This is a genomic window from Nocardioides jiangxiensis (assembly GCF_030580915.1).
GTDB lineage: Bacteria > Actinomycetota > Actinomycetes > Propionibacteriales > Nocardioidaceae > Nocardioides > Nocardioides jiangxiensis.
Genome location: NZ_JAUQTA010000001.1, coordinates 500,593 through 524,094, shown reverse-complemented (window position 1 = coordinate 524,094; position 23,502 = coordinate 500,593). Strand labels below are relative to the sequence as shown.

Annotated in this window: 21 protein-coding genes; 14 read left to right on the top strand and 7 right to left on the bottom strand. The window is 70.3% G+C overall.

Annotation, left to right across the window (positions count from 1 at the left end; translation table 11 throughout):
- Position 1 precedes the first annotated feature (1 nt).
- From Q5722_RS02600 to Q5722_RS02585, 4 genes are all read left to right on the top strand, one after another.
- The gene (locus tag Q5722_RS02600; RefSeq protein WP_305026654.1) at positions 2-1,135 is read left to right on the top strand and encodes an MCE family protein; all 1,134 of its coding nucleotides are present in this window, start codon (positions 2-4) and stop codon (positions 1,133-1,135) included.
- Complete coding sequence (locus Q5722_RS02595; protein ID WP_305026653.1) at positions 1,132-2,220, top strand: MCE family protein; 1,089 nt, start codon at positions 1,132-1,134, stop codon at positions 2,218-2,220. Before Q5722_RS02600 ends, Q5722_RS02595 begins: the two co-directional genes overlap by 4 nt.
- Before the next feature lie 15 nt (positions 2,221-2,235).
- Positions 2,236-2,904 (top strand): TetR/AcrR family transcriptional regulator, encoded by a 669-nt coding sequence (locus tag Q5722_RS02590; RefSeq protein ID WP_305026652.1) that lies wholly within the window; start codon positions 2,236-2,238, stop codon positions 2,902-2,904.
- Between the two features lie 844 nt (positions 2,905-3,748).
- Positions 3,749-4,819 carry an STAS-like domain-containing protein gene (locus tag Q5722_RS02585; protein ID WP_305026651.1) on the top strand — a complete coding sequence of 357 codons (1,071 nt, stop codon included), beginning with the start codon at positions 3,749-3,751 and terminating at the stop codon, positions 4,817-4,819.
- A 432-nt stretch (positions 4,820-5,251) separates the two neighbouring features.
- Here the strand turns inward: Q5722_RS02585 and Q5722_RS02580 are convergent, their stop codons facing one another.
- From Q5722_RS02580 to Q5722_RS02570, 3 genes are all read right to left on the bottom strand, one after another.
- Positions 5,252-5,488, bottom strand: coding sequence for a hypothetical protein (locus tag Q5722_RS02580; protein ID WP_305026650.1), 237 nt, complete (start codon positions 5,486-5,488; stop codon positions 5,252-5,254).
- A 123-nt stretch (positions 5,489-5,611) separates the two neighbouring features.
- Positions 5,612-6,022 (bottom strand): pyridoxamine 5'-phosphate oxidase family protein, encoded by a 411-nt coding sequence (locus Q5722_RS02575; protein ID WP_305026649.1) that lies wholly within the window; start codon positions 6,020-6,022, stop codon positions 5,612-5,614.
- Positions 6,023-6,141: 119 nt separating this feature from the next.
- On the bottom strand, positions 6,142-7,074 hold the full coding sequence (locus Q5722_RS02570; RefSeq protein WP_305026648.1) for a LysR family transcriptional regulator: 933 nt from the start codon (positions 7,072-7,074) through the stop codon (positions 6,142-6,144).
- Between the two features lie 158 nt (positions 7,075-7,232).
- On the opposite strand from Q5722_RS02570, the gene Q5722_RS02565 reads away from it, so the two are divergent.
- The 6 genes from Q5722_RS02565 (at position 7,233) to Q5722_RS02540 (ending at position 14,144) form a co-directional block, all read left to right on the top strand.
- Positions 7,233-8,504, top strand: a complete 1,272-nt coding sequence (locus Q5722_RS02565) for a D-arabinono-1,4-lactone oxidase (RefSeq protein WP_305026647.1) — start codon at positions 7,233-7,235, stop codon at positions 8,502-8,504.
- Positions 8,501-9,727, top strand: coding sequence for an amino acid deaminase/aldolase (locus Q5722_RS02560; RefSeq protein ID WP_305026646.1), 1,227 nt, complete (start codon positions 8,501-8,503; stop codon positions 9,725-9,727). Before Q5722_RS02565 ends, Q5722_RS02560 begins: the two co-directional genes overlap by 4 nt.
- 47 nt (positions 9,728-9,774) lie before the next feature.
- Positions 9,775-11,154 (top strand): YncE family protein, encoded by a 1,380-nt coding sequence (locus tag Q5722_RS02555; protein ID WP_305026645.1) that lies wholly within the window; start codon positions 9,775-9,777, stop codon positions 11,152-11,154.
- A gap of 132 nt (positions 11,155-11,286) precedes the next feature.
- Positions 11,287-12,702, top strand: coding sequence for a fatty acid desaturase (locus Q5722_RS02550; RefSeq protein WP_305026644.1), 1,416 nt, complete (start codon positions 11,287-11,289; stop codon positions 12,700-12,702).
- A gap of 4 nt (positions 12,703-12,706) precedes the next feature.
- Positions 12,707-12,898 (top strand): ferredoxin, encoded by a 192-nt coding sequence (locus tag Q5722_RS02545; protein ID WP_305026643.1) that lies wholly within the window; start codon positions 12,707-12,709, stop codon positions 12,896-12,898.
- A gap of 1 nt (position 12,899) precedes the next feature.
- Positions 12,900-14,144 (top strand): NAD(P)/FAD-dependent oxidoreductase, encoded by a 1,245-nt coding sequence (locus Q5722_RS02540; RefSeq protein WP_305026642.1) that lies wholly within the window; start codon positions 12,900-12,902, stop codon positions 14,142-14,144.
- A 2-nt stretch (positions 14,145-14,146) separates the two neighbouring features.
- Here Q5722_RS02540 and Q5722_RS02535 read toward each other — a convergent pair whose 3' ends face one another.
- Both Q5722_RS02535 and fdhD read right to left on the bottom strand, forming a co-directional pair.
- Positions 14,147-15,379 (bottom strand): PucR family transcriptional regulator, encoded by a 1,233-nt coding sequence (locus tag Q5722_RS02535; RefSeq protein ID WP_305026641.1) that lies wholly within the window; start codon positions 15,377-15,379, stop codon positions 14,147-14,149.
- 109 nt (positions 15,380-15,488) lie between these two features.
- Positions 15,489-16,313, bottom strand: coding sequence for a formate dehydrogenase accessory sulfurtransferase FdhD (gene fdhD, locus Q5722_RS02530; protein WP_305026640.1), 825 nt, complete (start codon positions 16,311-16,313; stop codon positions 15,489-15,491).
- Between the two features lie 199 nt (positions 16,314-16,512).
- Here fdhD and Q5722_RS02525 point away from each other — a divergent pair, with 199 nt between their 5' ends.
- Genes Q5722_RS02525 through Q5722_RS02515 form a run of 3 tightly spaced genes read left to right on the top strand, consistent with a single transcriptional unit; the run spans position 16,513 to position 21,190 of the window.
- A complete protein-coding gene (locus Q5722_RS02525; protein ID WP_305026639.1) occupies positions 16,513-18,894 on the top strand; it encodes an FdhF/YdeP family oxidoreductase in 2,382 nt (793 codons plus the stop codon).
- A gap of 25 nt (positions 18,895-18,919) precedes the next feature.
- Positions 18,920-20,128 carry a PucR family transcriptional regulator gene (locus tag Q5722_RS02520; RefSeq protein WP_305026638.1) on the top strand — a complete coding sequence of 403 codons (1,209 nt, stop codon included), beginning with the start codon at positions 18,920-18,922 and terminating at the stop codon, positions 20,126-20,128.
- Positions 20,129-21,190, top strand: coding sequence for an FUSC family protein (locus tag Q5722_RS02515; RefSeq protein WP_305026637.1), 1,062 nt, complete (start codon positions 20,129-20,131; stop codon positions 21,188-21,190).
- Here the strand turns inward: Q5722_RS02515 and Q5722_RS02510 are convergent.
- Complete coding sequence (locus tag Q5722_RS02510) at positions 21,176-21,832, bottom strand: response regulator transcription factor (RefSeq protein ID WP_305026636.1); 657 nt, start codon at positions 21,830-21,832, stop codon at positions 21,176-21,178. The two genes, Q5722_RS02515 and Q5722_RS02510, sit on opposite strands and share 15 nt — an antisense overlap.
- Positions 21,822-22,877 (bottom strand): sensor histidine kinase, encoded by a 1,056-nt coding sequence (locus Q5722_RS02505; RefSeq protein ID WP_305026635.1) that lies wholly within the window; start codon positions 22,875-22,877, stop codon positions 21,822-21,824. Before Q5722_RS02505 ends, Q5722_RS02510 begins: the two co-directional genes overlap by 11 nt.
- Before the next feature lie 294 nt (positions 22,878-23,171).
- Here Q5722_RS02505 and Q5722_RS02500 point away from each other — a divergent pair, with 294 nt between their 5' ends.
- Entirely contained in the window at positions 23,172-23,462 is a 291-nt protein-coding gene (locus tag Q5722_RS02500) for a hypothetical protein (protein ID WP_305026634.1), read from the top strand.
- The last annotated feature ends 40 nt before the right edge of the window (positions 23,463-23,502 follow it).

Below are 23,502 nucleotides of genomic sequence, written 5' to 3'. Positions count from 1 at the left end.
CATGAACGGACGAACCGTGCGCGCAGCCGCAGGAGCGGCTGCCGTCGTGGGCCTCGCAACTGCCTGTGGCCCCGGCTACCAGGACCTGCCCCTTCCGGGGCGCGGCGTCGACGGGCCGACGTACACGATCAATGCGCCGTTCCAGGACGCCCTCAACCTCACGGAAGGGGCGAGGGTCAAGATCGGAGGCCTGCCGGTCGGTCGGGTGACGGAGCTGCGCGCCGAAGGCTTTCACGCCGTTGCCTCGATGGAGATCGAGGACGACGTCGAGCTCCGCGCCGGCACCACGGCCCGTCTGCGCTATGACACCCCGCTCGGCGAGGTGTTCGTCGAGCTGACGCCTGCGTCGGCAGGGAAGGCGATCGAGGACGGTGGCTCCCTCGCGGCCACGAAGACCTCGACCGCACCGTCCGTCGAGGACACGCTCGCCCAGGCCTCGCTGCTGGTCAACGGCGGCGGCCTGACCCAGGTACAGACCATCAACGAGGAGCTCAACGACGTGCTCGGCGGCCGCGAGGCGAACGTCCGGTCGGTGATGTACCGCGCGAACGCCTTCCTCGCGCAGGCGAATGCCGCGTCCGGCGACCTCGACGGCCTGCTCCGCGACCTCAACGCCACCTCCGCGATGCTGATGAAGCGCAAGGAGGTCTTCGGCGAGGCGATCCGGGCCCTCGGCCCGATGGCCGAAGTGCTCCGCCGCGAGACGCCCACGCTGACCAGGCTCCTGGCCCGCTCCAACCAGGTCGTGGCCCGCACCAACGGAGTCCTCGACAGGACTGACGCCGAGCTCGTGCAGATCCTGCACCAGCTCGGCCCCATCCTCGACGAGATCGTCTCCGTGGAGCCGCAGTTCGTCGACGGCCTGCGATCGCTTGCTGCCGCGCGCCGGATCCTCGACCAAGCCGTGCCAGGGGACGTCGTACCCCAGGACGCGCTCCTGCACCTCGACCTCCGCGGGCTCCTGGATGCGAACGCACCCTCTTCCGGCGGCTCCTCGGGGACCGGCGATACGCAGAGTGGTGGTCTCCTCGGAGGTCTCACCGGGACGGTCGGAGGACTGCTCGGACCCGGGTCCGACAGCTCGGGCGGCGGCGGTCTACCACTGCTCAACGGTCTCCTCGGAGGGTCGAAGTGAAGCGGATCAAGCGCACCTACCTCTACAGCCTGGCCAGCGTCGGCCTGGTCCTCGTGGCCTGCGTCGTCTACCTGTACGGCAGCGTCCTGCGCGCGCCCCTGCTCACGCCGGCGACCAATGTCGACGTCGACCTTCCGCGCACCGGTGGGCTCTACGTCGGCTCGGGCGTGAGCTATCGCGGCATCGTGGTCGGGAAGGTGACCGACATGCACCTCACAGCGAACGGCGTGCGAGCGGCGGTCCGGATCGCGCCAGGCACTCACGTCCCCTCCCGCAGCCGGGTGCAGGTCCGCAGCCTGTCGCCCATCGGCGAGCAGTATCTCGACTTTCAGCCGGTCGCCTCCGGTGGCAGCTTCCTGCGCTCTGGAGACGTCGTCAGGGCGTCCGCGCCTGACGTGCCGACGACCGTCGCCGACCTCGCGGTCTCGCTCGACCGGCTCATGGGACAGATGGATCCCGCCAAGGTCCACACCGTGCTGCGCGAGCTGAGCATCGGCCTCGGCGGCGCGGAGGAGGACCTCCAGCGGCTCATCGCCGACAGCTCGTCGCTGATCGGGACCTTCGACCGCAACGCGGGGCTGCTCACCCGCTTCGGCTCCGAGAGCCACACCATCCTCGAGGTCGGAGCCGACTCCCGTGATGACCTGATTGCAGCGACCAGCGATCTCGCCACCTTCACGTCATGGCTGCGTGCCTATCAGCCCGAGCTCTACAAGGCGCTCGGACGGGGGCCCGAGCAGATCGCGCAGCTGCGGAAGCTTGTGGCTGACCTGGTTGACGTGATGCCTGCCTACCTCCAGGCGCAGGGCGACCTTTCGTCCATCCTCAATGCCCGTAACCCCCAGATCCGTGCCTTCCTGCAGGACTTCCCGGCCGGCATCAACCTCCTGGCAGGTGCGATGTCCGACGGCAGGCTGCAGATCGACCAGATCATGCGCCGCGGTCCGTACTGCGAGTACCCGACGCGTGCACGCGACCCACGAGACACCAGCTACCGGCCCCTCCAGGACGAGGGTCACTGCAGTCGGTCGCTGAGGGATTACAGCCAGCGGGGTGCCCAGTTCGCTCCGGGAGCGCTTCGATGAATCCGGAAGTCTGACGTGCTCGTCTACACCACTTCCACCCAGGCCGCGGAGACCCGAGCGGGGCTCCTCGCGGCCGCGACGCGCGTGCTCCACGAGCGCGGACTCGCGGGGTTCTCCGTGCGCAACGTCGCCGCTGCCGCTGGGGTGAGCCACATGGGGATCTACCGCTATTTTGGGTCGATCGAGGCCCTCGGTGACGCCGTTGCACGAGCGGGGGAGAGCAAGCTGAGGTCCGCGATCCCGGGCGTGGTGACTCATGAGTCGCCCGGAGCCGCGATGGTGACACTCGCACGGGTCTACGTCGACTTCTGTCGGGAGAATCGGGGCCTGTGGTCGCTGTGGGAAGACGAACGGTTTCGTGGTTCCGTGAAGCCGGTCGTGATCGGGCTTCTTGAGTTGTCGTTCGACCGCTTGTGTCTGGACGATTCCGGGCGGGCCGAACCTGCGACGGGCGCTGATGGTCGTACCTGCCCATACGTCCTGCAGCTCGCGACCGCCGTCAATGGGTTCCTTCGGCTGGAGAGCGCAGGGGCAGTGGATCCGGAAGATGTCGATCGTGTGCTCGTTCCGATGCTCACGGACATCTCGCGCCGTCTATCCGGCCCCGGCGTTCCGGCACCTCGGCGCGAGGGCTTGCAATCGATGCCCCAGGCAGCCCGGTCGATGATCCGGCCGGCGACCTGAACCAGTCCCGGGTCGAACGTCACCAGATTGCGCTCGTCGGCGCCGAGCGTTGCGCGCTGACGTTGCCGAGTTCGGCTCTATGAAATCAAGGGCGCCGGCTGCGCCGGCGCCGCCGCGGGGCCCCGCGCTCCGGGCTGCGGCTGGCGCCGGTCCCTCCGCGCACCCCGCGCACTTCAAGGTTCACATCTTGTCACCCGGGGATGGTGCCCGACGCCGGGCGCCCAGGCTCTGTGCCTGTGGCCAGATGATCCGTCCGCTAGGGCCGTTGGCACGTCGCCCCCTTCCAACGTGCCATCCGAGTCCCGAGCCAGTTTCGGACGGCGGATATCGATGTTGCGTTCCCCCAACTTGCGACCGGAAGTAGTTGGTTCCTAATAGTGTCGGTGCCACGTGGAGCTGCATCGCCCTGGCGGAGGAATGTCGTTTGAGGTCAATTGTGAGTCTCGCCCGTGAGACAGGGTTCGGGGCAAGCGTCGTCGTTGAGACCGCGCGAGAACTGGGCCTGTCGCTGGTGGGCACCCCGCCCTCGGTCAACGAGGATTCGGCCAGCGCAATCAAGGCGGCCTTGCTGAAGCGGAAGCAAGCGCGCAAACGTCCGCGGAGCTCAACCTCTACGAATCCACCCAAGCGGTCGAGCGGTGCCCGCGGTGGTAGCCGCAAGTCAACGCCGAAGCCCTCACCAGAGTCCGGACCCCGTTTGGTCTCGATCCACACGCTGTCACGTCAAAGTGACGTCTCCCGGATCGCGCGCGAGTGTCGCACCGCTGCTCAGCGCGCTAGGCGCCCACTTCAGTTCGATTTTGCGGACGCCAGCGGCTTCTATCCAAACGCGGTCGTTCCGGCCGTGGCTGCCATTGAGCACTACCGCAGTGCCGGCGTCCGCATCGAATTGCAGAATGTTCCGGAGATTGCGGAGCGAATGCGGCTCCGCAACCCGATTGAGGCTACTCCGGAGAACCTCCGCGAGATTGCCGAGCCGACATCCAAAGTCTGGGCCTATTTCGATCACGTTCAAGCGAATGCCCTGACGACGGCGTACATCGACTGTGTCCGTCGCAAGGTCGAGTGCGAGGCTGGTGTCCTTGAGGCGCTCGAGTGGTGCCTCTACGAGGTGTTGGACAACGTCGTCCAACATTCAGACGGAGCAGTTGGTTTCTCGATGCTGCAGCTTCATCCAGCGAACAAGCGCCTTGCCGTTTGCGTAGCGGATGCTGGCCGCGGGATTCGAGCTTCGCTCGCGTCGTCGGTGACTTACAGGCCCAAGACGGCCTACGACGCTCTCACCTTGGCTATCCAAGAAGGCGTCACCCGAAACACGGAGACGAACCAGGGCAACGGCCTGTTCGGCCTCACACAGATCATCGATCAGAACGATGGCTCGCTGATCCTGCGCTCCGGAAAGGGCGAGCTCCGACTAACTGGAGCCTCGGTCACGGGTAACAACGATCAGTGGGCAATCAACGCAACGGGTGGCGGCACCATCGTCGACTTCCAGCTCTCGATTGATCGGCCGGTGAGTCTCAGCAAGGCCCTGAACTACGACCCGCCAAACATGTTTCTAGAGAGTCTCGAGTCTGATTCCGGCGAGCACGTCCTGAACATTCGGGATCAGGCGGGGGGTGCCGGAAGTCGGGAAGCCGCCCGTGAGCTGAAGACCTTGATCATGAACATTCTCAGCGATGGGGCGCCGCACATCGTCCTCGACTTTGAGGGACAGGCGGTGGTCTCCTCGAGCTTCGCCGATGAGGTCATCGGCAAGATGTTCGTAGATATGGGAATGAGCACGTTTGCGAGCAAGGTCAAGTTGGTCAACATGAACCCAACGGTCGCCTCGCTCGTGGATCGTGCGGTCGCTCGACGAATGCAAGACGGTCTCCCAAGCAAGGTTATGACCGCCGCCGACGACCCCGTGTGACGGCCCGAAGACGCAAGCGTCGTGGGGCGACGTGTTGCGGCGAAGGGGAGGAGAGCCGTCGCTCCATTGATGCGGCGCCCCAGCGGTCACGGCCCGGGGCGGTCGCCCACAGTGGAGACGCCGTCACCATCTCCGGGGCCGCCCCGAAGCCTCACCCTGGTTGCGTGGTCGCGCTTGTCAGTGGTCGCCGCCGGCGCAGACAGTCACCACCGCAGGTGCAGAACGAAAGTGCAGCAACGCTGCAGCAGTTCGATGTTGCGAACAGCCGATATCGAGCACGCGCCACGCTCAAACCGTGCTCACAGAGCCCCATGGCTCGACATGGCATGCAGGGGGTCAGGGGTTCGAGTCCCCTCACCTCCACAGGAAGCAGAAGCCCGGTCCGACGGACCGGGCTTCTGGCATTTCCGTGCGTCCGTACGACGAGGGCTCTCAGTCGGGCGCCGTCCGTCGCTGCGCAGGAACGACCGGACCGGTGTGGCTCTGGACGTAGTCCACGAACCCGTGGCCGAAGGCGGTGCCCGACCACACCGAGTCTCCGGCCACGATCTCGCGTGCCAGGCGACGCAGCCGCTCGCGGCGGTCGAGCGCGGTGCCGGTGTCCTCACAGCCCAGCTGTCGTGCGGCGCGAGCGCCGGCTCGGTAGTCCCGCACCGCGGGTGACGACATGGCGATCCCCCTCCGCGATGCTCGACCCCTCCTGGTCGATCCCCAGCCAGTGTGCCCCGGCGACGTCACCGCTGTCACGGCTCACCCGCGCGCGAACCGGCGCGGGAACGCACGCGCGCGGGGTCATGCCGGGATCAGCTGCCGACCGCTCACGGACTGCGGCCGGATCCGGAGGAGGTGGCTGCGGTTCCCCTCTGCCCACGGATACGGACGGCCGTCGGGGTCCTGCGGGAGGTCTGCGGCCTGCTCCGCCACGCCGCGTACGACGACGGACCAGCCCGCCTCGTTGGCGGGGTCGATGTCGTCGATCTCGAACGCGACCGGGTGGCCCGTGGCGTGCCGCGCGATCTCGCCGTCCGCGCTGACCGCGATCACGATGTCGTTGCCGTCGAGGGCGTAGTTGACGGGGAACGCGACGGGGCCCTGGTCGTCGTCGAGGACGATCCGGCCGACGACGTGGTTGAGCAGGTAGTCGCGGCACTCGCCGGTGCCGAGCTCGTGCACATGGGCCTTGAACCAGTGGCTGGTGGTCATCGGGGTCTCCTTCGGGTGGTCCCTCCAGCACACTCCGGGATGCCGTCGGCCGTCAGGGGCGGGTGTCGTCCACCAGCCGGGACCTTGGTCACCTCGACGGGCCGGACCGGCGCGCCGGCTCAGGCGTCGGGCAGGCCGCGCCGCTCGAGCGATCGCACGAGGTCGGTCTCCCGGTCACGCACGGCGCAGACGGTGTTGACGAAGTGCGCCACGATCCGCGACCGCTCGCCTGCGTGCCAGCCCAGGGCGACACGGGATCCGGGCCAGTCCTCGATCGGGAGGTAGCTCACGCCGGGCATGGGGGTGAAGGTCTGCACCGCGGAGCTGGTCACGGAGACGGCCATGCCGGTCGCGACCAGGGCCACCTCCTCCGTCACCGAGCTCACCGGGTGGATCTTGGGCGGCGGGTCGGTGCGCGCGTCGCGCAGGCTCCAGAAGGCCTTGTAGACGTCGTCGGCGGTGTCGCTCAGCGTGAGTGGCTCGTCCAGGAGGTCGGCGACCGTCACCGTCGTGCGACCCGCGAGCCGGTGCCCCGAGGCGACCGCGGCGATGCAGGGATCCACGAAGAGGTCCTCGGTCTCGATCCCGTCGGTGCCCTGGGGCAACCGGATGAACGCGACGTCGCTGACCCCGGTCGCGAGTCCTGCCGACGGGTCGTTGGCGGGGAACTCGCGCAGGTCGAGGTCGACGTCGGGGAACGCCTCCCGGAAGTCGCCCAGGATCGGTGTCGTGAGCTCCAGCGCCGCGCCCGGGCAGAAGCCGATCCGGAGGCGGCCGGACATCGCCCGGTCAGTGCGCCGGGCGGCCTCCACCGCGTCGTCGAAGCCCGCCAGCAGCTGCGCCGTCGTCTCGCGGAAGGCCTCGCCCGCCGGTGTCAGGGCCACCCGCCGCGTGGTGCGCTCGAAGAGGGCGACGCCGAGCTCCTCCTCGAGCTCGCGGATCTGCCGGCTCAGGGCCTGCTGGGTGAGGAAGATCCGCGCAGCGGCACGGCTGAAGTGCAGCTCCTCCGCGACGACGAGGAAGCAGCGCAGCTTGCGGGTGTGGACGTCCATCGGGCCACCACTATGCACCGTCGCGGTCCGTCATGTGGCGGAGCACTGACAACGCCATCATGTGAATCCGCGGCGACATTGGCGCTTCCGCCGCGGGTCGCGCACACGGCAGGGTGGACCGACGGCCACACGGGCCGATCGGACGAGGGGGAGCTTCGATGTGGCGCAACTGGACCGGCGACCAGGTGTGTACGCCGCGGCACCGGGTGAGCCCGGCGTCGGTCGACGAGGTCGCGTCGGTGGTGGTCTCCGCAGCAGCCCGTGGTGACGTCGTCCGGGTCGTCGGTGCCGGCCACGCCTTCGGCGACAACGTCGTCACCGACGGCACGCTGGTCTCGCTGGACCGGCTCTCCGGCCTGCTCGACGTCGACCCGGCCACCGGGCTGGTCCGGGTCGCCGCCGGCACCCGCCTGTACGCCGTCAACGAGCTGCTGGACGCGCATGGCCTGGCCCTGGCCAACCTCGGCGACATCAACGTCCAGAGCGTCGCCGGAGCGATCTCGACGGCGACCCACGGCACGGGCGCGGCATTCGGCAACCTCGCGACGTTCGTGGAGTCGATGGAAATCGTGACCGCGGCCGGCGACGTGGTCGAGCTGGACGGCGACGACCTGCGTGCCGGCCGGGTGAGCGTGGGTGCGCTGGGCGTGGTGACCGCGTACACGCTGCGGACGGTGCCGGCGTTCCGGCTGCGGGAGAGGCGCGACCGGATGCCGCTGGTGACCGTGCTCCGCGACTTCGACGCGTTCGCCGACGGCAGCGACCACTTCGAGTTCTTCGTCTTCCCCTACGCCGACCGGGCGCTCACCAAGCAGCTCGAGCGCACCCAGGACCTGGCGCAGCCGGGCAGCGAGCGTCGCGCGTACTTCGACGAGGTCATCCTCGAGAACAAGGTGCTCGACCTGATCTGCCGCGCGGGGCGTCGCTTCCCGAGCCAGGTCCCGCGGCTCAACCGCCTGGTCACCTCGGTCGCTTCGCCGTCGGAGAAGGTCAACGTCGGCCACAAGGTCTTCTCCTCGCCGCGCGAGGTGCGCTTCACCGAGTCGGAGTGGGCCTTCCCGCGGGAGGTGCTGCCCGAGGTGCTGCCGCGGATCCTCCGCGTCGCCGAGCAGCACGGCGTCAACTTCCCGATCGAGGTACGCGTGGTCGCCGCCGACAGCGAGTCGATGCTCAGCCCGTCCTACGGCCGGGCGACGGCGTACGTCGCGGTCCACGCCTACCAGGGCATGCCGTGGCAGGCGTACTTCGCCGCGGTCCAGGCGATCGGAGTGGAGTACGCCGCCCGCCCGCACTGGGGCAAGCGGCACACCCTCGATGCAGCGGAGCTGAGCGGGCGCTACCCCGAGTGGGACTCCTTCCAGGCGGTGCGCCGCCGTCTCGACCCCGCAGGCGTCTTCGCCAACGACCACGTCCGGCGGATCTTCGGATGACCCCGTCCCCGACCGCCGGCTTCGACCTGACAGCGCTCGCGCCGACGCCGACGGACTTCGCGGCGCTCGACGAGGCAACCGCCCACCTCGACGCCCCCTTCGCGGTGGTCGACCTCGGTGCCTTCGCCGCCAACGCACGCTCGCTCGTCGCCCGCGCCGCGGGGAAGCCGGTGCGGGTCGCGTCCAAGTCCGTGCGCTGCCGGTCGCTCACCGCCGCGGTGCTCGCGACCGAGGGATTCAGCGGCATCCTCGCGCTGACCCTGGCCGAAGCGCTCTGGCTGGCCGAGGAGCATGACGACGTCGTGGTCGGCTACCCGACCGCCGACCGGAGGGCGCTGCAGCAGCTCGCGTCCAGCCCACGGCTGCTGGACCGGGTCACGCTCATGGTGGACGACGTCGCGCAGCTCGACCTGGTGGAGCGGGCCGTGCCGGCGGGGCACCAGCCGATCCGGGTCTGCCTCGACCTGGACGCGTCCCTGCGGCTGCTCGACGGCCGGATCCACCTCGGCGTACGACGGTCACCGGTGCACTCGGTCGGCCAGGCGGTCGCACTTGCCCGCACGGTGGCCGCGCGGCCGGCGTTCCGCCTCGTCGGACTGATGGCCTACGAGGGCCAGGTCGCCGGCCTCGGCGACAACGCGGGGTCGCTCGCGCACCGGCTCCAGATCCGGGCGATCCAGGCTGCCTCGATCGCCGAGCTCGCCCGGCGCCGGGCTGCGGTCGTCGCGGCCGTGCGCGAGGTCGTGGACCTCGAGTTCGTCAATGGCGGCGGCACGGGGAGCATCGAGTCCACCGTCGCGGAGGACGCCGTCACCGAGGTCGCGGCCGGGTCGGGCCTCTACGCACCGACGCTCTTCGACGGCTACCAGCGCTTCCGGCCGCACCCCGCGGCGTACTTCGTCACCTCGGTCGTGCGCCGGCCCGTCGCCGGCATCGCGACGGTCGCCGGCGGTGGCTGGGTCGCCAGCGGTGTGCCGGCCACGGACCGGCTGCCCCGACCGGTCTGGCCCGAGGGCCTGAGGCTGACGCCACTCGAGGGTGCGGGGGAGGCGCAGACGCCGCTCGCGGGAGCGGCCGACCTCGCCGTGGGCGACCGCGTGTGGTTCCGGCACGCCAAGGCCGGCGAGCTGTGCGAGCGCGTCAACGAGCTGCACCTGGTCCACGACGGCGTCCTCGTCGGGACCGTCCCCACCTACCGCGGCGAGGGCCGCGCGTTCCTGTGACGCCCCCGCGTCGTTGAACCTCAGCACCACCACCCCGAGGAGTACCCATGCGTCGTCCGTCCCGTGTCGCCACCGCCCTGGCCGTGGTCGGCCTCTCGCTGGCCCCGCTGTCGGCTTCCGGTCCGGCAGCGGGAGCGACCTCGATGCGCAGCGTGATGTTCGTCGGCAACAACTGGGCGGGCACGGCATCGATGGTCGACGCCGGCTCGCTGCAGACGCTGCGGTCCGGCATCAACCTGGTGCCGGACAAGGCGCAGGAGCTCGCGGACATCTACCTGAACCCGGTCAAGCTGGCCGAGTTCCTGCTCATCCGCACCGGTCCCGGCGAGGGCCATGACCAGTTCGTCGACGACATGTTCACCACGCCCGACGGGAAGTACCTCGCGGTCTCCCGCCCGAGCTTCGCCGACGTGGTCTGGATCGACATCGCGAAGGCGATCGCGAAGGCTCCGGGTGCGATCGTGCACGAGGAGCAGATGGACGGCTTCCGCACCGACCACATGGGTCTCTCGCCCGACGGCCAGCGCCTGCTCGTGTCGGACTCGACCTCACACACGGTGCACGAGTACTCGATGGTGAACCAGACGCTGCCCGACGGCACGAAGGTCACCATGGGCCAGCGGCTGCGTACCTTCGAGTCCGGCGAGACGCCGCACGAGAGCAACTACTCCGCGGACGGGTCGCGGATCTTCCACGCCTCCATCGGCCGGGTCTACACCCCGGGCGACGACCTCTACGCCGGTGCGGTCAAGATCGGGCCGCTCAACGACGCGGTCAAGGGTGACCGCTGGTTCGAGATCGTCCGCAACGCCGACTTCGCGGTGACCCAGCGCTGGGACATGGGCAAGGAGCTCGCCGAGGCGGGCCATCCGGGGATGAGCTCGGCGGTGCGTCCGATGGCGATCGCGCCGGGGGAGCGGTTCGTCTACTTCCAGGTCTCCTACTTCCACGGGCTGGTCGAGTTCGACACCCAGGCCCCCGACCTCAATGGCACGGTCGACTACCAGGCCGGCACGGTCGCGGAGCCGCGCACCGGGGCCGTCACACGCGTGATCGACCTGCCCAACCGGGTGCCGACGATGCCGCTGGAGGACTACGTCAACGACTCCGCCCACCACGGCCTCTCGATCGACACCACCGGCCGGACACTGTGCGCGGCCGGCACGATGGACGACTACGTCGCGCTCGTGGACCGCTCGAGCGGCACGTACCGGCTCTACGACACCGCGACGACCGGGCACGCCTACGCCAAGCCCTACTGGACCACCGAGGGCCCGGGAAACCGGTGCTGGATCTCCCTGAGCGAGGCCGACTCCGTCGCAGTGATCGACTTCGCCACCGGCAAGGAGCTGGCCTACTTCCCGGTCGGCGACCACCCGCAGCGGATCCGCCACGGCTGGGTGCTGGAGTCGATCGCGTCGTCCTGACACGCCGCCACAGTCAGTTGGCCGATAGTCCAATTTGGCCCCGCTGATTCAGAGCGATCCTCCTAGATCGGCGCGAAATCGTTGTGCGATCGTCTCAACATCGCCAGATTTCCCGATCTCTTGGAGGACACCATGTCCACGGCCTCGTACGGCGCAGGCGCGGTTTCCGCGCCCGCGTGGAAGGACAAGAAGCGCTACCTGTGGATCCTCGGCCTCGTCATCCCGGTGACGCCGCTCATCGGTCTGGGGCTCCAGCACCAGACCGGCTGGTCCGGCTGGCTGTGGCTGACGCCGCTGATGTTCTTCGCGGTCATCCCGCTGCTCGACCTCGTCGCCGGCTACGACGACACCAACCCGCCCGAGGAGATCATCGAGGCGCTCGAGAACGACCGCTACTACCGGTGGGTGACCTACCTCTACCTCCCCGTGCAGTACGCCGGCTTCGTCCTCGCCATGTGGTACCTCGCCACCGCGGACCTGAGCGTCGCGGACAAGGTCGGTCTGGCCATCTCCATCGGTGTCGTGGCGGGCGTCGCCATCAACACCGCCCACGAGCTGGGCCACAAGAAGGAGAGCCACGAGCGCTGGTTCTCCAAGATCGCGCTGGCGCAGTCGTTCTACGGCCACTTCTACATCGAGCACAACCGCGGCCACCACGTCCGCGTCGCCACCCCGGACGACCCGGCCTCGAGCCGCATGGGTGAGAGCGTCTACCGGTTCTGGCCGCGCACCGTCCTCGGCTCGCTGACCAGCTCGTGGCACCTCGAGGCCAAGCGCTACGAGCGCAAGGGCACGCACCCGTTCCACCTCGGCAACGACGTCCTCAACGCGTGGCTGATGACCGTCGTCCTGTGGGGTGGCCTCACCGTCTGGCTCGGCGTCGGGATCCTGCCGTACCTGGTCCTGCAGGGTGTCGTCGGCTTCTCCCTCCTCGAGGTCGTCAACTACATGGAGCACTACGGCATGCTCCGCCAGAAGGTCGGTACGCCGGAGCGCCAGCGCTACGAGCGGGTCGACCCGAGCCACAGCTGGAACTCGAACAACATCGCCACCAACGTGCTGCTCTACCACCTGCAGCGCCACAGCGACCACCACGCGAACCCGACGCGTCGCTACCAGACGCTGCGGGACTTCCGGGAGGCTCCGGTCCTGCCGACCGGCTACACCGGCATGATCGTGGTCGCCCTCGTCCCGCCGCTCTTCCGCAAGCTCATGGACAAGCGGGTCGTGGCCCACTACGGCGGCGACCTCCGCCTCGCCAACGTGCACCCGGCCAAGCGCGAGAAGCTCCTGCGCCGGTACCCGGTGCCGGTCGCGACCGCGGTCGAGGACCTGCACGAGGACAGCTCGGCCCACACCTTCACCAACGAGGTCCTCGCGGCGCGCTGCCCCGGCTGCAGCTACACCTACGAGGTCGCCGCGGGCAACGAGCTCGAAGGCTTCGCGGCGGGCACCGCCTGGGCCGACATCCCCGACACCTGGTGCTGCCCGGACTGCGGCGTGCGCGAGAAGGTCGACTTCGTCCCGGTCGAGACGGCGGGGGTGTGAGGTCATGCGCATCGACGTCGACCGCAGCCGCTGCGAGGGCCTGGGCATGTGCGAGGCCATGGCGCACGAGTTCTTCGAAGTGGGTGACGACGGCTTCGTCGTCGTCCTCGACGAGGCGCCGGACGAGGGGCAGCGCGCCTTCATCCGGGCGGCCATCGACTCCTGCCCGGTCTCCGCGCTGTCGCTGAGGGACTGACGTGAGCACCCGGGAGCCCGGCGTCCGTCGCCTGGTCATCGTCGGAGCCTCCCTGGCGGGGCTGCGGGCGGCCGAGTCCGCCCGCAGGACCGGCTGGGACGGCGAGATCGTGCTCGTCGGGGCGGAGGACCACCTGCCCTACGACCGGCCTCCGCTCTCGAAGGCGCAGCTCGACCACCGCACCGGCGACGACCTCGTGCCGCTCCGGTCGCGCGACGAGCTCGACGGGCTCGGGGTGACGACGCTCCTGGGGACGCCCGCGACCGGACTCGACACCGATGGCCGGCGGGTGCTGCTCGGCGACACTGCCGTCGCGTACGACGCCCTGGTGATCGCTACCGGGGCCACGCCGTACCGGCTCCCGGGGGCGGACGGCATCGCCGGCGTGACCGGCCTGCGGACGCACAGCGACGCCGTCGCCGTCCGCCGGGCGCTGGATGCCGGAGCCCGCACGGTCGTGATCGGCGCCGGGTTCATCGGCTCCGAGATCGCCTCGGCCGCGCGCAAGCGTGGGCTCCCGGCGACGATCGTCGAGCGTCTGGAGGTGCCGCTGAGCAGGTCCCTGGGCCCGGAGCCAGGTGCCATCTGCGCCGACCTGCACCGCGACGCCGGCACCGACCTGCGACTCGGTGTCGGCGTGTCGGGACTGGAGAGCACAGGCGGCCGGGTCACCGGCGTCGTGCTCGACGACGGCACGACCGTCCCCGCGGACCTGGTCGTCGTGGGCATCGGCGTCCGCCCGGCCACGGGCTGGCTCGAGGACAGCCCGGTCGCCCTCCACGACGGCGACCGCGGCGTGCTCTGCACCGCCTCGCTCGCCACCTCGGTGCCAGGCATCTGGGCGGCCGGCGACGTCGCCCACTTCCCGAACGTCCGGTTCGGAGGCGACCTCATGCGCCTCGAGCACTGGACGAACGCCGCGGAGCAAGGTGCCCTGGCAGCGCGTAACGCGTTGGCGGGCACGGGGGAGGAGATCGCCTTCCTCGACACGATCCCGTACTTCTGGTCCGACTGGTACGGCCACCGGCTGCAGTTCGTGGGCACCCCGCGCGCCGATGAGGTGGTCACGGTCGGTCCGCACGGCCCGGGCGCGATCGTCCTGTACCGCCGGGGCACCCAGCTCGCCGGTGTCCTCACCATCGACCGGCCGCGCGACATCATGAAGTTCCGCCGGCTGGTGATGGAGCCGGGCAGCTGGGACGAGGCGCTCTTCCAGGCGGCGGACCGGGTCACAGCATCCGCCTGAGGTCAGCGGGTGACACCGAAGGCGTCGAGGTAACGCAGCGCCAGCTCGACCTCGGCCCGCCCGGACGCGAGCGGTGCACCGAGCAGTGCCTCGGCCTGTGCCACGCGGTAGCGCACGGTGTTCTTGTGCACGGTCAGGAGACGTGCCGCTGCGTCCACGCTGCCCGTCGTCAGCAGGGCCTGGAGCGTCTCGCGCAGGCGCGCGTTGGCGTCCGTGTCCCGGGCCAGCTCGCCGAGCGTGCGCTGCACGAAGCGGTCGGCCGCGACCCCGGCGCTGGAGATGAGCGACAGGATCTCGACGTCCGCGAAGAGCGTGATCGGCCGCGTGTGGGGGGAACGCAGCGAGATCCGCATCGCCTCCTGGGCCTCGGTGTGGCTGAGCCGGAAGCCGTCCACGCCGGGCAGCGCGGTGCCCGCGGCGGAGCGGATGCCGCGCTCGCCGAAGCGCGCCGCGGCGACGAGCAGCGTCTCGCGCTCGGGCGCGTTGCTGGTGGCGAGCCAGCACCACAGGTCCCGTCCGCCAGGGCTGACCAGCAACGGGTTGCGGCTGCCGACGCTGCGAGCGAGGTGCAGCGCGGCGTCGCGCAGCTCGCTCACGCGCTCGGGAGTCTCCGCGCGCAGGATCACGGCGGTGTGCCGTGAGGACAGCGGGTAGCCGCCGAGTGCGGTGGAGAGCTCGCGGGGGTCGGCGGCCGTGCCCGCCGAGCCGTCGAGGATGCCCCGCACCGTGACGAGAGCCTGCGCTGCGGCGCCCTGCCGCAGGCGGTCCTGTTCGTCCTGGAAGATCTCGACCGAGGCCTCGATCGAGGCGTTGAGCCAGTCGCTCGCCCGGTTCCAGACGAAGACGAGGAAGCCGGCTTCGTCGCGGTTGTCGCCGGAGAAGGCGCGGGCAGCCGTGGTGAGGTAGTCCCACACCGCCTTCTGGGCCACCCGGTAGGTCTGGAAGAGCTCGGTGAGCGGGCGACCTCGCAGCGCCATGTCGGCGGCGAAGTCGGCCGCTGCCTGCACGAGCTGCACCTCGCGGGCCGGCTCACGCAGCGCGGCCAGGAACGCCAGCCAGTGGGCTCGCACCGAGGTCTGCAGGCTGTCGGCCAGGACCGCGTCGCCGGCGATGGCGGGGAGCTCGCTGAGGGTCGGACCGGCGATCCGCTCGACCCAGGTGTCCAGAGCCGCCGGCTGGCTCTCGGCGGTGATGAAGGCCTCGACGAGTGCGTCGACGGTGTCGTCTCTGCGCATGACCCTGACCGTAGCGCCGCAGTTGGACGAGCGCACAACAACCTCTCCCCGGTGACGCTTCGTGACCGCCTTCGTGAGCGCAGTGCTTGTGGGAAAGTCCTGCTTGAGGTCAGTCCCTGATCCGGTCCGCGTGCGCGTAGACGTTCATCGACGTCCCGCGGACGAAGCCGGCGATCGTCAGCCCGACCTCCTCGGCGAGCGAGACCGCCAGCGAGGACGGTGCAGAGACGGCGACGAGCAGCGGGATGCCGGCCATGGTCGCCTTCTGCGCGAGCTCGAACGACGCACGCCCGCTGACGCAGAGCGCGATGCCGGTCATGGGGAGGCGGTCGTGCTCCAGGGCCCAGCCGAGCACCTTGTCGACCGCGTTGTGCCGCCCCACGTCCTCGCGGACGACGAGGGCGTCGCCGTGGGCCGTGAACAGACCCGCAGCGTGGAGGCCGCCGGTGACGTCGAAGACCCGCTGCGCCTCCCGGAGCCGGTCCGGCAGTGAGGCGACGACCTCCCGGGCGAACGCCGTGCGGTCGGCCGCCGGGCTGAAGCTGGTGGTGGTCGCGACCGCCTCGAGCGAGGCCTTGCCGCAGATGCCGCACGAGGAGGTCGTGTAGGTCTGCCGCTTCATCGCGTCGAGGGCCGCGAGGTTGCCACCGCGCACGGCGACGTCGAGGACGTTGAAGGTGTTCTCGTCGTCGTCGTTCTTGCCCGCGCAGTAGCGGATCGCGGCGATCTGGTCGCGGCGGGAGACGACGCCCTCGCTGAGCAGGAACCCCTGTGCCAGCTCGAAGTCCGAACCCGGGGTCCGCATCGTCACGGCGAACTGCTCGCCGTTGACGCGGATCTCCATCGGCTCCTCGACGGCCAGGCTGTCGGGGCGCTGGCGTCGGGTCTCGGCGTCGTAGGTCACGACGGAACGGCGCGCGGTCACACGTCCCACAGGGTCTCCTCGGCAGCGCTCGCCGCCACGTGCGGCGAGGTCTCTTCCGACCCTAGTCCGGACGCGGGACCGGGTCCTGCCCGGTGCCGTTGTCGATGCTGACGGGATTCCTTGTCGGCGCTGACAAACTTCGCCCCCGATCGGCAGCCGATGCCCGACGGGGGTCGTCGGGGCGCCCTCGGAGTGCCACGATCGACAGGTGACCAGCGACCAGCGCGAAGACGCCGCCCCCGCAGCCCAGGTCCCCTCCGGCAACGTCGGCGAGGACACCGCCCCCGGCCTCCTGCCGGTGAAGCCGCGGCAGGGCGGCTTCGGTCCGCTGACCACCAAGAAGTGGTCGCAGATGGACTACCACCACCCGGCTGCCGGGTGGGGCGCCTCGATGTCGGTCATGAACGTGCTCACCCGCGAGCGCGAGATGATCCGCGGCACCCGCGCCATCTTCAGGATGAACCAGGAAGAGGTCGGGTACGACTGCCCCGGCTGTGCCTGGCCCGACGACCAGCACGGCCTCAAGCTGGACGTCTGCGAGAACGGCATCAAGCACACCACGTGGGAGATGACCCCCAAGCGCGTCGACGCGAGCTTCTTCGCCCGCCACACCGTCAGCGAGCTGGCCACGTGGACCGACTTCGACCTCGAGGACCAGGGCCGCCTCACCGAGCCGATGGCGTACGACGCCGCGACCGACCGCTACGTCCCGATCAGCTGGGACGACGCCTTCGCGCTGATCGGCGAGGAGCTGCGCAAGCTCGACAGCGCCGACCAGGCGTCGTTCTACACCTCGGGCCGACTCAGCAACGAGGCCACGTTCCTCTATCAGCTGTTCGTCCGTGAGCTCGGCACCAACAACCTGCCCGACTGTTCCAACATGTGCCACGAGGCGTCCGGCCGTGCGCTGACCGCGTCGATCGGCACCGGCAAGGGCACCGCCGACCTGGAGGACTGGGAGCACGCCGACGCCCTCTTCGTGCTCGGCGTCAACGTCGCCTCCAACGCGCCACGCATGCTCACGACGCTCTCCGAGGCGTTCCGCCGCGGTGCGCAGATCGTGCACATCAACCCGCTCCACGAGGTCGGTGCGACCCGCACCATCGTCCCGCACGACTTCGTCGACATGGCGATCTTCCGCACGACCGAGACCAGCACCCTCAACGTGCAGGTCCGCCCCGGTGGCGACCTCGCGCTGATGCGTGCGGTGGCCAAGGCGACCTTCGAGGCCGAGGCCGAGCGCGGCGGCGTCCTGGACCATGCGTTCCTGGCGCAGTACACCGAGGGCTTCGCGGAGTACCAGGCGCTGGTCGAGGGCACGTCCTGGGCCGACCTCGTCATGCAGAGCGGCCTCACCGAGGCGCAGCTGCGCGAGGTGGCCGAGATCTACATCAAGGCCGACAGCTCGATCATCAGCTGGTGCCTCGGCGTGACGCAGCACGAGCACGGCGTCGACACCCCGCGCGAGTTCGTCAACCTGCTCGCGCTCAAGGGCAACCTCGGCCGTTTGGGTGCCGGCCCGTCGCCGGTCCGTGGCCACAGCAACGTGCAGGGCAACCGCACGTGCGGCATCGACCACCGACCCTCGGACGAGTTCCTCGACCGCCTCGGCGAGGTGTGCGGCTTCGAGCCGCCGCGTCACCACGGCCTCGACACGGTGGCCACCATCGAGGGCATGCACGACGGCAGCGTCAAGGTCTTCGTCGGCATGGGCGGCAACTTCGTGATGGCCGCCCCCGACACGGTCTACACGGCCAAGGGCCTGGCCAAGACCGACCTGACCGTGCAGGTCAGCACCAAGCTCAACCGCAGCCACCTGGTGCACGGCAAGAAGGCGCTGATCCTGCCCTGCCTGGGCCGCACCGAGCGTGACGAGCAGAAGGCGGGCCTCCAGTCGGTCTCCGTCGAGGACGCGATGAGCATGGTGCACCTGTCGAAGGGTTCCCGGAAGCCTGCCTCGAAGCACCTGCTCTCGGAGCCGGCGATCATCGCCGGGATGGCGAAGGCCACCCTGGTCGACTCGCCCAGCCCGTGGGACGAGTTCGTCGCGGACTACGACCGGATCCGCGACGTCATGGCCGGGATCTTCCCGGGCTTCGAGAACTTCAACCAGGTGGTCCGGCAGACCAACGGCTTCCGGATCGCCCAGCCGGCCCGCGAACGGACCTTCCTCACCCCGTCGGGGCGGATGGAGTTCTCGCACGCGCCGCTGCCGAACGTCATTCCGGCCGACAGCGAGACCCTCGTCCTGCAGACGATGCGCTCGCACGACCAGTGGAACACCACGATCTACTCCAGCAACGACCGCTACCGCGGCGTGAAGAACCTCCGTGAGCTGATCCTCATGAACGCCGAGGACATGAAGGCCCGGGGCCTCGAGCAGGGCGACCTCGTCGACATCACCTCGACGTCGAAGGACGGCTCGCAGCGCCACCTCAAGAGCTACCGGGCGCTCGAGTACAACCTGCCCCGGGGCAGCGCGGCCGGCTACATGCCGGAGATGAACGTCCTGATCGGCATCGCCGACTACAGCACGCAGAGCGACCAGCCGCTGATGAAGAACGTCCAGGTGACAGTGACGCGTGCCTGACGCGCCCAACCCCGATACTGGGCGTGTGCCCATCGACCCTGCGCTCCAGCGCCTCATGACCTGGGTCGAGCCCCGCCTGCCCGCGCTCGCCGTCGCCGCGCAGGAGACGATCGTCGCGCGCGTGCCGGCGTACACCCTCGAGGAGCCGGTGCCGGCCTCCGAGCTGCGCTGGTCGGTCGAGGAGAACCTCCGCTTCCTCATCACCGCCCTCGGCAGCCCCGACGGCGACGACGTCGACATGCGTACGCCGGTGGCGACCGGCCAGCGACGGGCCCGGGCGGCGATGCCGCTGCCGGAGGTGCTGCGCGCCTACCGCCTCGTCTTCAGCACCCTGTGGGAGGCCCTCGTCGGCCACGTGCGCGCGTCGGACGACCCGGAGCTGGCCGCCGCGCTCTTCGCCGCCGCGAGCAGGCTGTGGCAGCTGGCTGACGAGCACGCGGTCGCCCTGACCGAGGCCTACCGCGCCACGACAGCGGAGATGCTCGTGCGCGACCAGCGACGCCGTTCCGCACTCGTCGAGGCGCTGTTCCTCGGCACGGCCGGGTCAGGGAGCTGCTGGGAGGCGGCCAGCCTGCTCGGACTGCCGCCCGACTCGGGCTTCGTCGCGGTCGCCGCCGAGACGACCGGGCTGGCGGAGGAGAGCCTGCCCGACGTCGAGCGCCGCCTGCTCGAGCGCGGCCTGGCCTCCGCGTGGCGGCTGATGCCCGCGCTGCAGGTCGGCATCGTGGCCCTGCCGGAGGGGCGCGAGGCCGACCTCATCGCGCTCCTGGGCGAGATCACGCGGTCGCGCAGCGGCGTGAGCCCGCGCTACACCTCGATCGCGGAGACGCCGCGTGCGCTGCAGCTGGCCCGTGCTGCGATCTCGGTCCAGCGTGCGGGGAAGCCCGGTGTGCACCTCTTCAGCAGCAGCCCCCTGGCTGCCCTGATGGCGTGCGACCCGGCCGCGGCCGAGCGGCTCGGCGTCGACGTGCTCGGCGCCGTCCTCGCGCTGCCGTCCGAGGACCGCGACGTCCTGCTCGAGACGCTGCACGCCTACCTCGACCAGCAGGCCTCCGCGGAGCTCGCGGGCCGGGTGCTGCACTGCCACCCCAACACCGTCCGCTACCGGCTGCGCCGGCTGACCGAGATCGCCGGCCGCTCGCTGCAGGACCCGTACGCGCTCGCCGAGCTGGCCGCCGCGTCGTACGCCGTCCGGATGCGCAACGAGCGGGGCCGTCTGCCGGGTGGTGCCTGAGTGCCCGGCCACCTCGACGTGGCGGCTGCCCGACGACGGGCGATGGCGGACTGGGCGCATGCGGCCCGCGTGAGTCTGGGCCTGGTCCTTCCCGGGGCGGCCCTGGTCCTGGCCGACCGGCCCGAGCTGATCATCTACGCGGTCTTCGGCTCCTTCGCCGGCATGTACGGCCGGGCCGAGTCACGGACCCTGCGGCTGCTCCACCAGAGCCAGGGGGCGCTGCTGCTTCTCACCGGCACGGTCATCGGCGTGGCGCTGGCCCACGCGGACGCCGACCGGCCGACGATCATCGTGGCGGCCGCCTGCTTCGCGGTCGTGGGGTCGCTCGTCGCCGACTTCTTCAGCCTCCGGCCCGAGGGGCCGTTCTACGGGATCTTCGCGCTCGGGGCGCTGGCCGGCATGCCGGAGCTGGCGTCGCCGCTGGCCCTGACCACGATCGCCGTCGCGTCCGCGGTGCTGGCGGTGCTGATCGGCCTGGCCAGCGGGCGGAGCGGCGACGCGGTGCGCGCGCTCGTGGAGACCGTGCGCGCGCAGCGGCTCCGGTCCCGGCCCGGGGCGGTGGTGCACGCCTTCCGGTACGCCGTCGCCGTGGCGGCCGCCGGCTCGGCGGCGCTGGCCTGCGGCCTGACGCACGTGAACTGGGCGATCGCCGGCGCCGCGGTCACGCTCGCCGCCGCGGACTCGCGCGGCCGGCTCCTGCGGGGCATCCATCGTGTCGTCGGCACCATCGCGGGACTGGCCGTGACCGCACTCGCGCTGGCTCCGGGCTTCTCGCCCCGCACCCTCGCGATCGTGGTCATCTGCCTGCTCTTCCCGACCGAGCTCTTCATGGCGGTCAACTACGCGCTGGCGCTGAGCTTCTTCACGCCGATGATCATGCTGATGACCGAGCTGGCCCAGCCGATCGGCATGCGCGAGCTGCTCGAGGACCGGGCCCTCGGCACGATGCTGGGCGTCGTCGTCGCCCTCGTCGTCAGCTGGGTGCTGCGCGATGCGACGTCGTGGACGTCGACGCCGGTCCCGTCCCGTGAGCAGCCGAAGCCCCCGTCATCGCTGGCGTAGCAGGCCCCGCTCCTGGGCCTGGATCACGGCCTCCAGCCGGCTCGAGACGCCGAGCTTCGTGTAGACCGTCGCCAGATGCCGCTTCACGGTCGCCTCCGACACGTGCAGCTCGCTGGCGATGGCCCGGTTGGAGCTTCCGGCGGCGAGACAGGTCAGCACTGCCCGCTCGCGCGGCGTGAGGATGTCGCCGGGTCCTCCGGCCGACCGCGACAGGGCCACCACCGTGTCACGTGGAAGGCTGACGGTCGCTGCGCCTGTGGAGCCCGCGGCTCGCACGGCGTTCAGCAGCTCTTCGCGGCCGGCGGTCTTCAGCAAGTAGCCGGCAGCTCCGGCGTCGAGAAGGGCGCGCACGAGCTCGGCCTCGTCGTGCATCGTGAGGATGACGACGCTGGTGCCCGGGCTCGCCCCACAGATGCGGCGGGTGGCATCGCCCGGGCCGGACGACGGCACGACGGTGTCCGGCATGTCGAGATCCAGAAGCACCACGTGCGGGCGCGTGCGCACGACGAGGTCGAGAGCAGCGGCGGCGGTGCCCGCCTGCCCGACGACCGTGATGTCCTCGGCCGTCCCCAGCAGCTCCACGATCCCCTCGCGAAAGAGCTGGTGGTCGTCGACGACAGCGACACGGAGGCTAGGTGGCATGGGGCGCTCCTGTGGGGAGGGGAACCGTCAGGGTCACGGTGGTGCCGGATGCACGGCTCACTGTCACGAGGTCGGCACCGATCAGATCGGCCCGCTCCTGCATGGAGGCGCGTCCGGTCCCTCGGGCGGTCGACTCGACGTCGAAACCGTCTCCGTCATCCGTGACTGATGCTGTGAGAGCCGCTTCTGTGACCGTGAGGTCGACGGTGACCGTGCTCGGGTTGCTGTGCTGGGTGGCGTTGCGGATGGCCTCGCGCAGGATCAGGAATGTCTCGCTCGCGTAGTGCGCGGAGAGGTGGGTGAGGTCCTCGTCGCTGGTGAAGCGGGTGGTGATCGTCCTCGGCAGGGTCGCGAGGTGGCGACGCAGGGCGTCAACCAGGCCGCCGGGTTCCACCGTCACTCTGGTCTCCGCGGCGAGCGCTCGCACAAGGGCCATGGCGTCGTGCAGCTGCTCCCGGCCGGACTGGATGCGGGCACGGGCTGCGTGCGGGTCGCGCTCGTTCCAGTACTCGATCAGGTCGAGGTTCTGCAGCCCGACCGCGATCGCCGGTCCGACCGTGTCGTGGAGCTCGCGCGAGAGGCGCAGGGCCTCGTCACGATGGGCGGAGCCCGCCTTCGCGAGCAGGAAGTCGACGTAGTTGGCGGCTGCATCGGCCATCCTCTGGAGGATCGCCGCATTGAGCCGCAACGCGGCCGTCTGCAGGGGTTCGGGGACCGACTCCGCCGCCAGGTGGGCCGACACCTCGTCCAGGCTCGCGGCGAAGATCATCGTTGCCGCTGCCAGTGAGGCCGACGGGTGGACCCCTCTCGATGCCCGCTCCCGACCGATGGTGGCGGAGAGACCGGGTGCGGTGGTGTCCGGGGCAGTGAACCCGACGGCCTCGTCCACGATGGCCAGGAGCTGCGACCGGAGCTGCTCGCGGATCGACTCGCCTGCACCCAGCAGTGGGCTCCCCGCGGCCTCGAGCAGGTCGAAGTACCGCGAGGCGATGCGCTCCCGGGTGTCGGGCCACGCGCTCGATGGAGGCGGGATCTCGTCGGTCACAGCGCAGGGCATCCATAGTCAGGTCGCGGTGCGTCCGGGGCCGGACGCCATGGGTAGTCCGCAGCGTATTGACTCCCGACACCCTCCGCGCCGGATGTTCCGCGTTCCATGAGCCGAAGGGTGCAGATCGGTCTGCACCCTTCCGCTCGACTGCTGCGCCTGGCGGATCGTCATCGCCGTTCGTGGGTGCTGTCGGGAGGTGCTCGGCCTAGGTTGCGGTGGCGGGGCGTCGCACCCGGACCAGACGGGGGGACCGGGCGCGCAGCACCGGATGTCGAGGGAGGACGAGGTGTGGTGACGAGGGAGCTGGAGCTCAGCCTGCGCGAGACGCGTGCGGTGCGAGCCGCCATGGCCGAGGCGGGTGCGGCGGTGCGCCTCCGCTCGGACGAGGCCGCGCTTCGTGCCGGCCGGAACCGCCTCGTCCTGGAGCCGACGTGCCTGCCGCCGGTCTGCAGGTCGCTGGTCCACGTCGCACGGGAGATCCCGGCCAAGGAGCTTCGGGCTCGCGTCGGCATCGACCGGTCCGAGCTCGACGCCTTGTACACGCGCGTCGTCGCGCACTGGGCGATGGTCGCGGGGTTCTGAGCGCAGCGCCGTATTCCGGCTTCACGTGGCACGTCCGTGC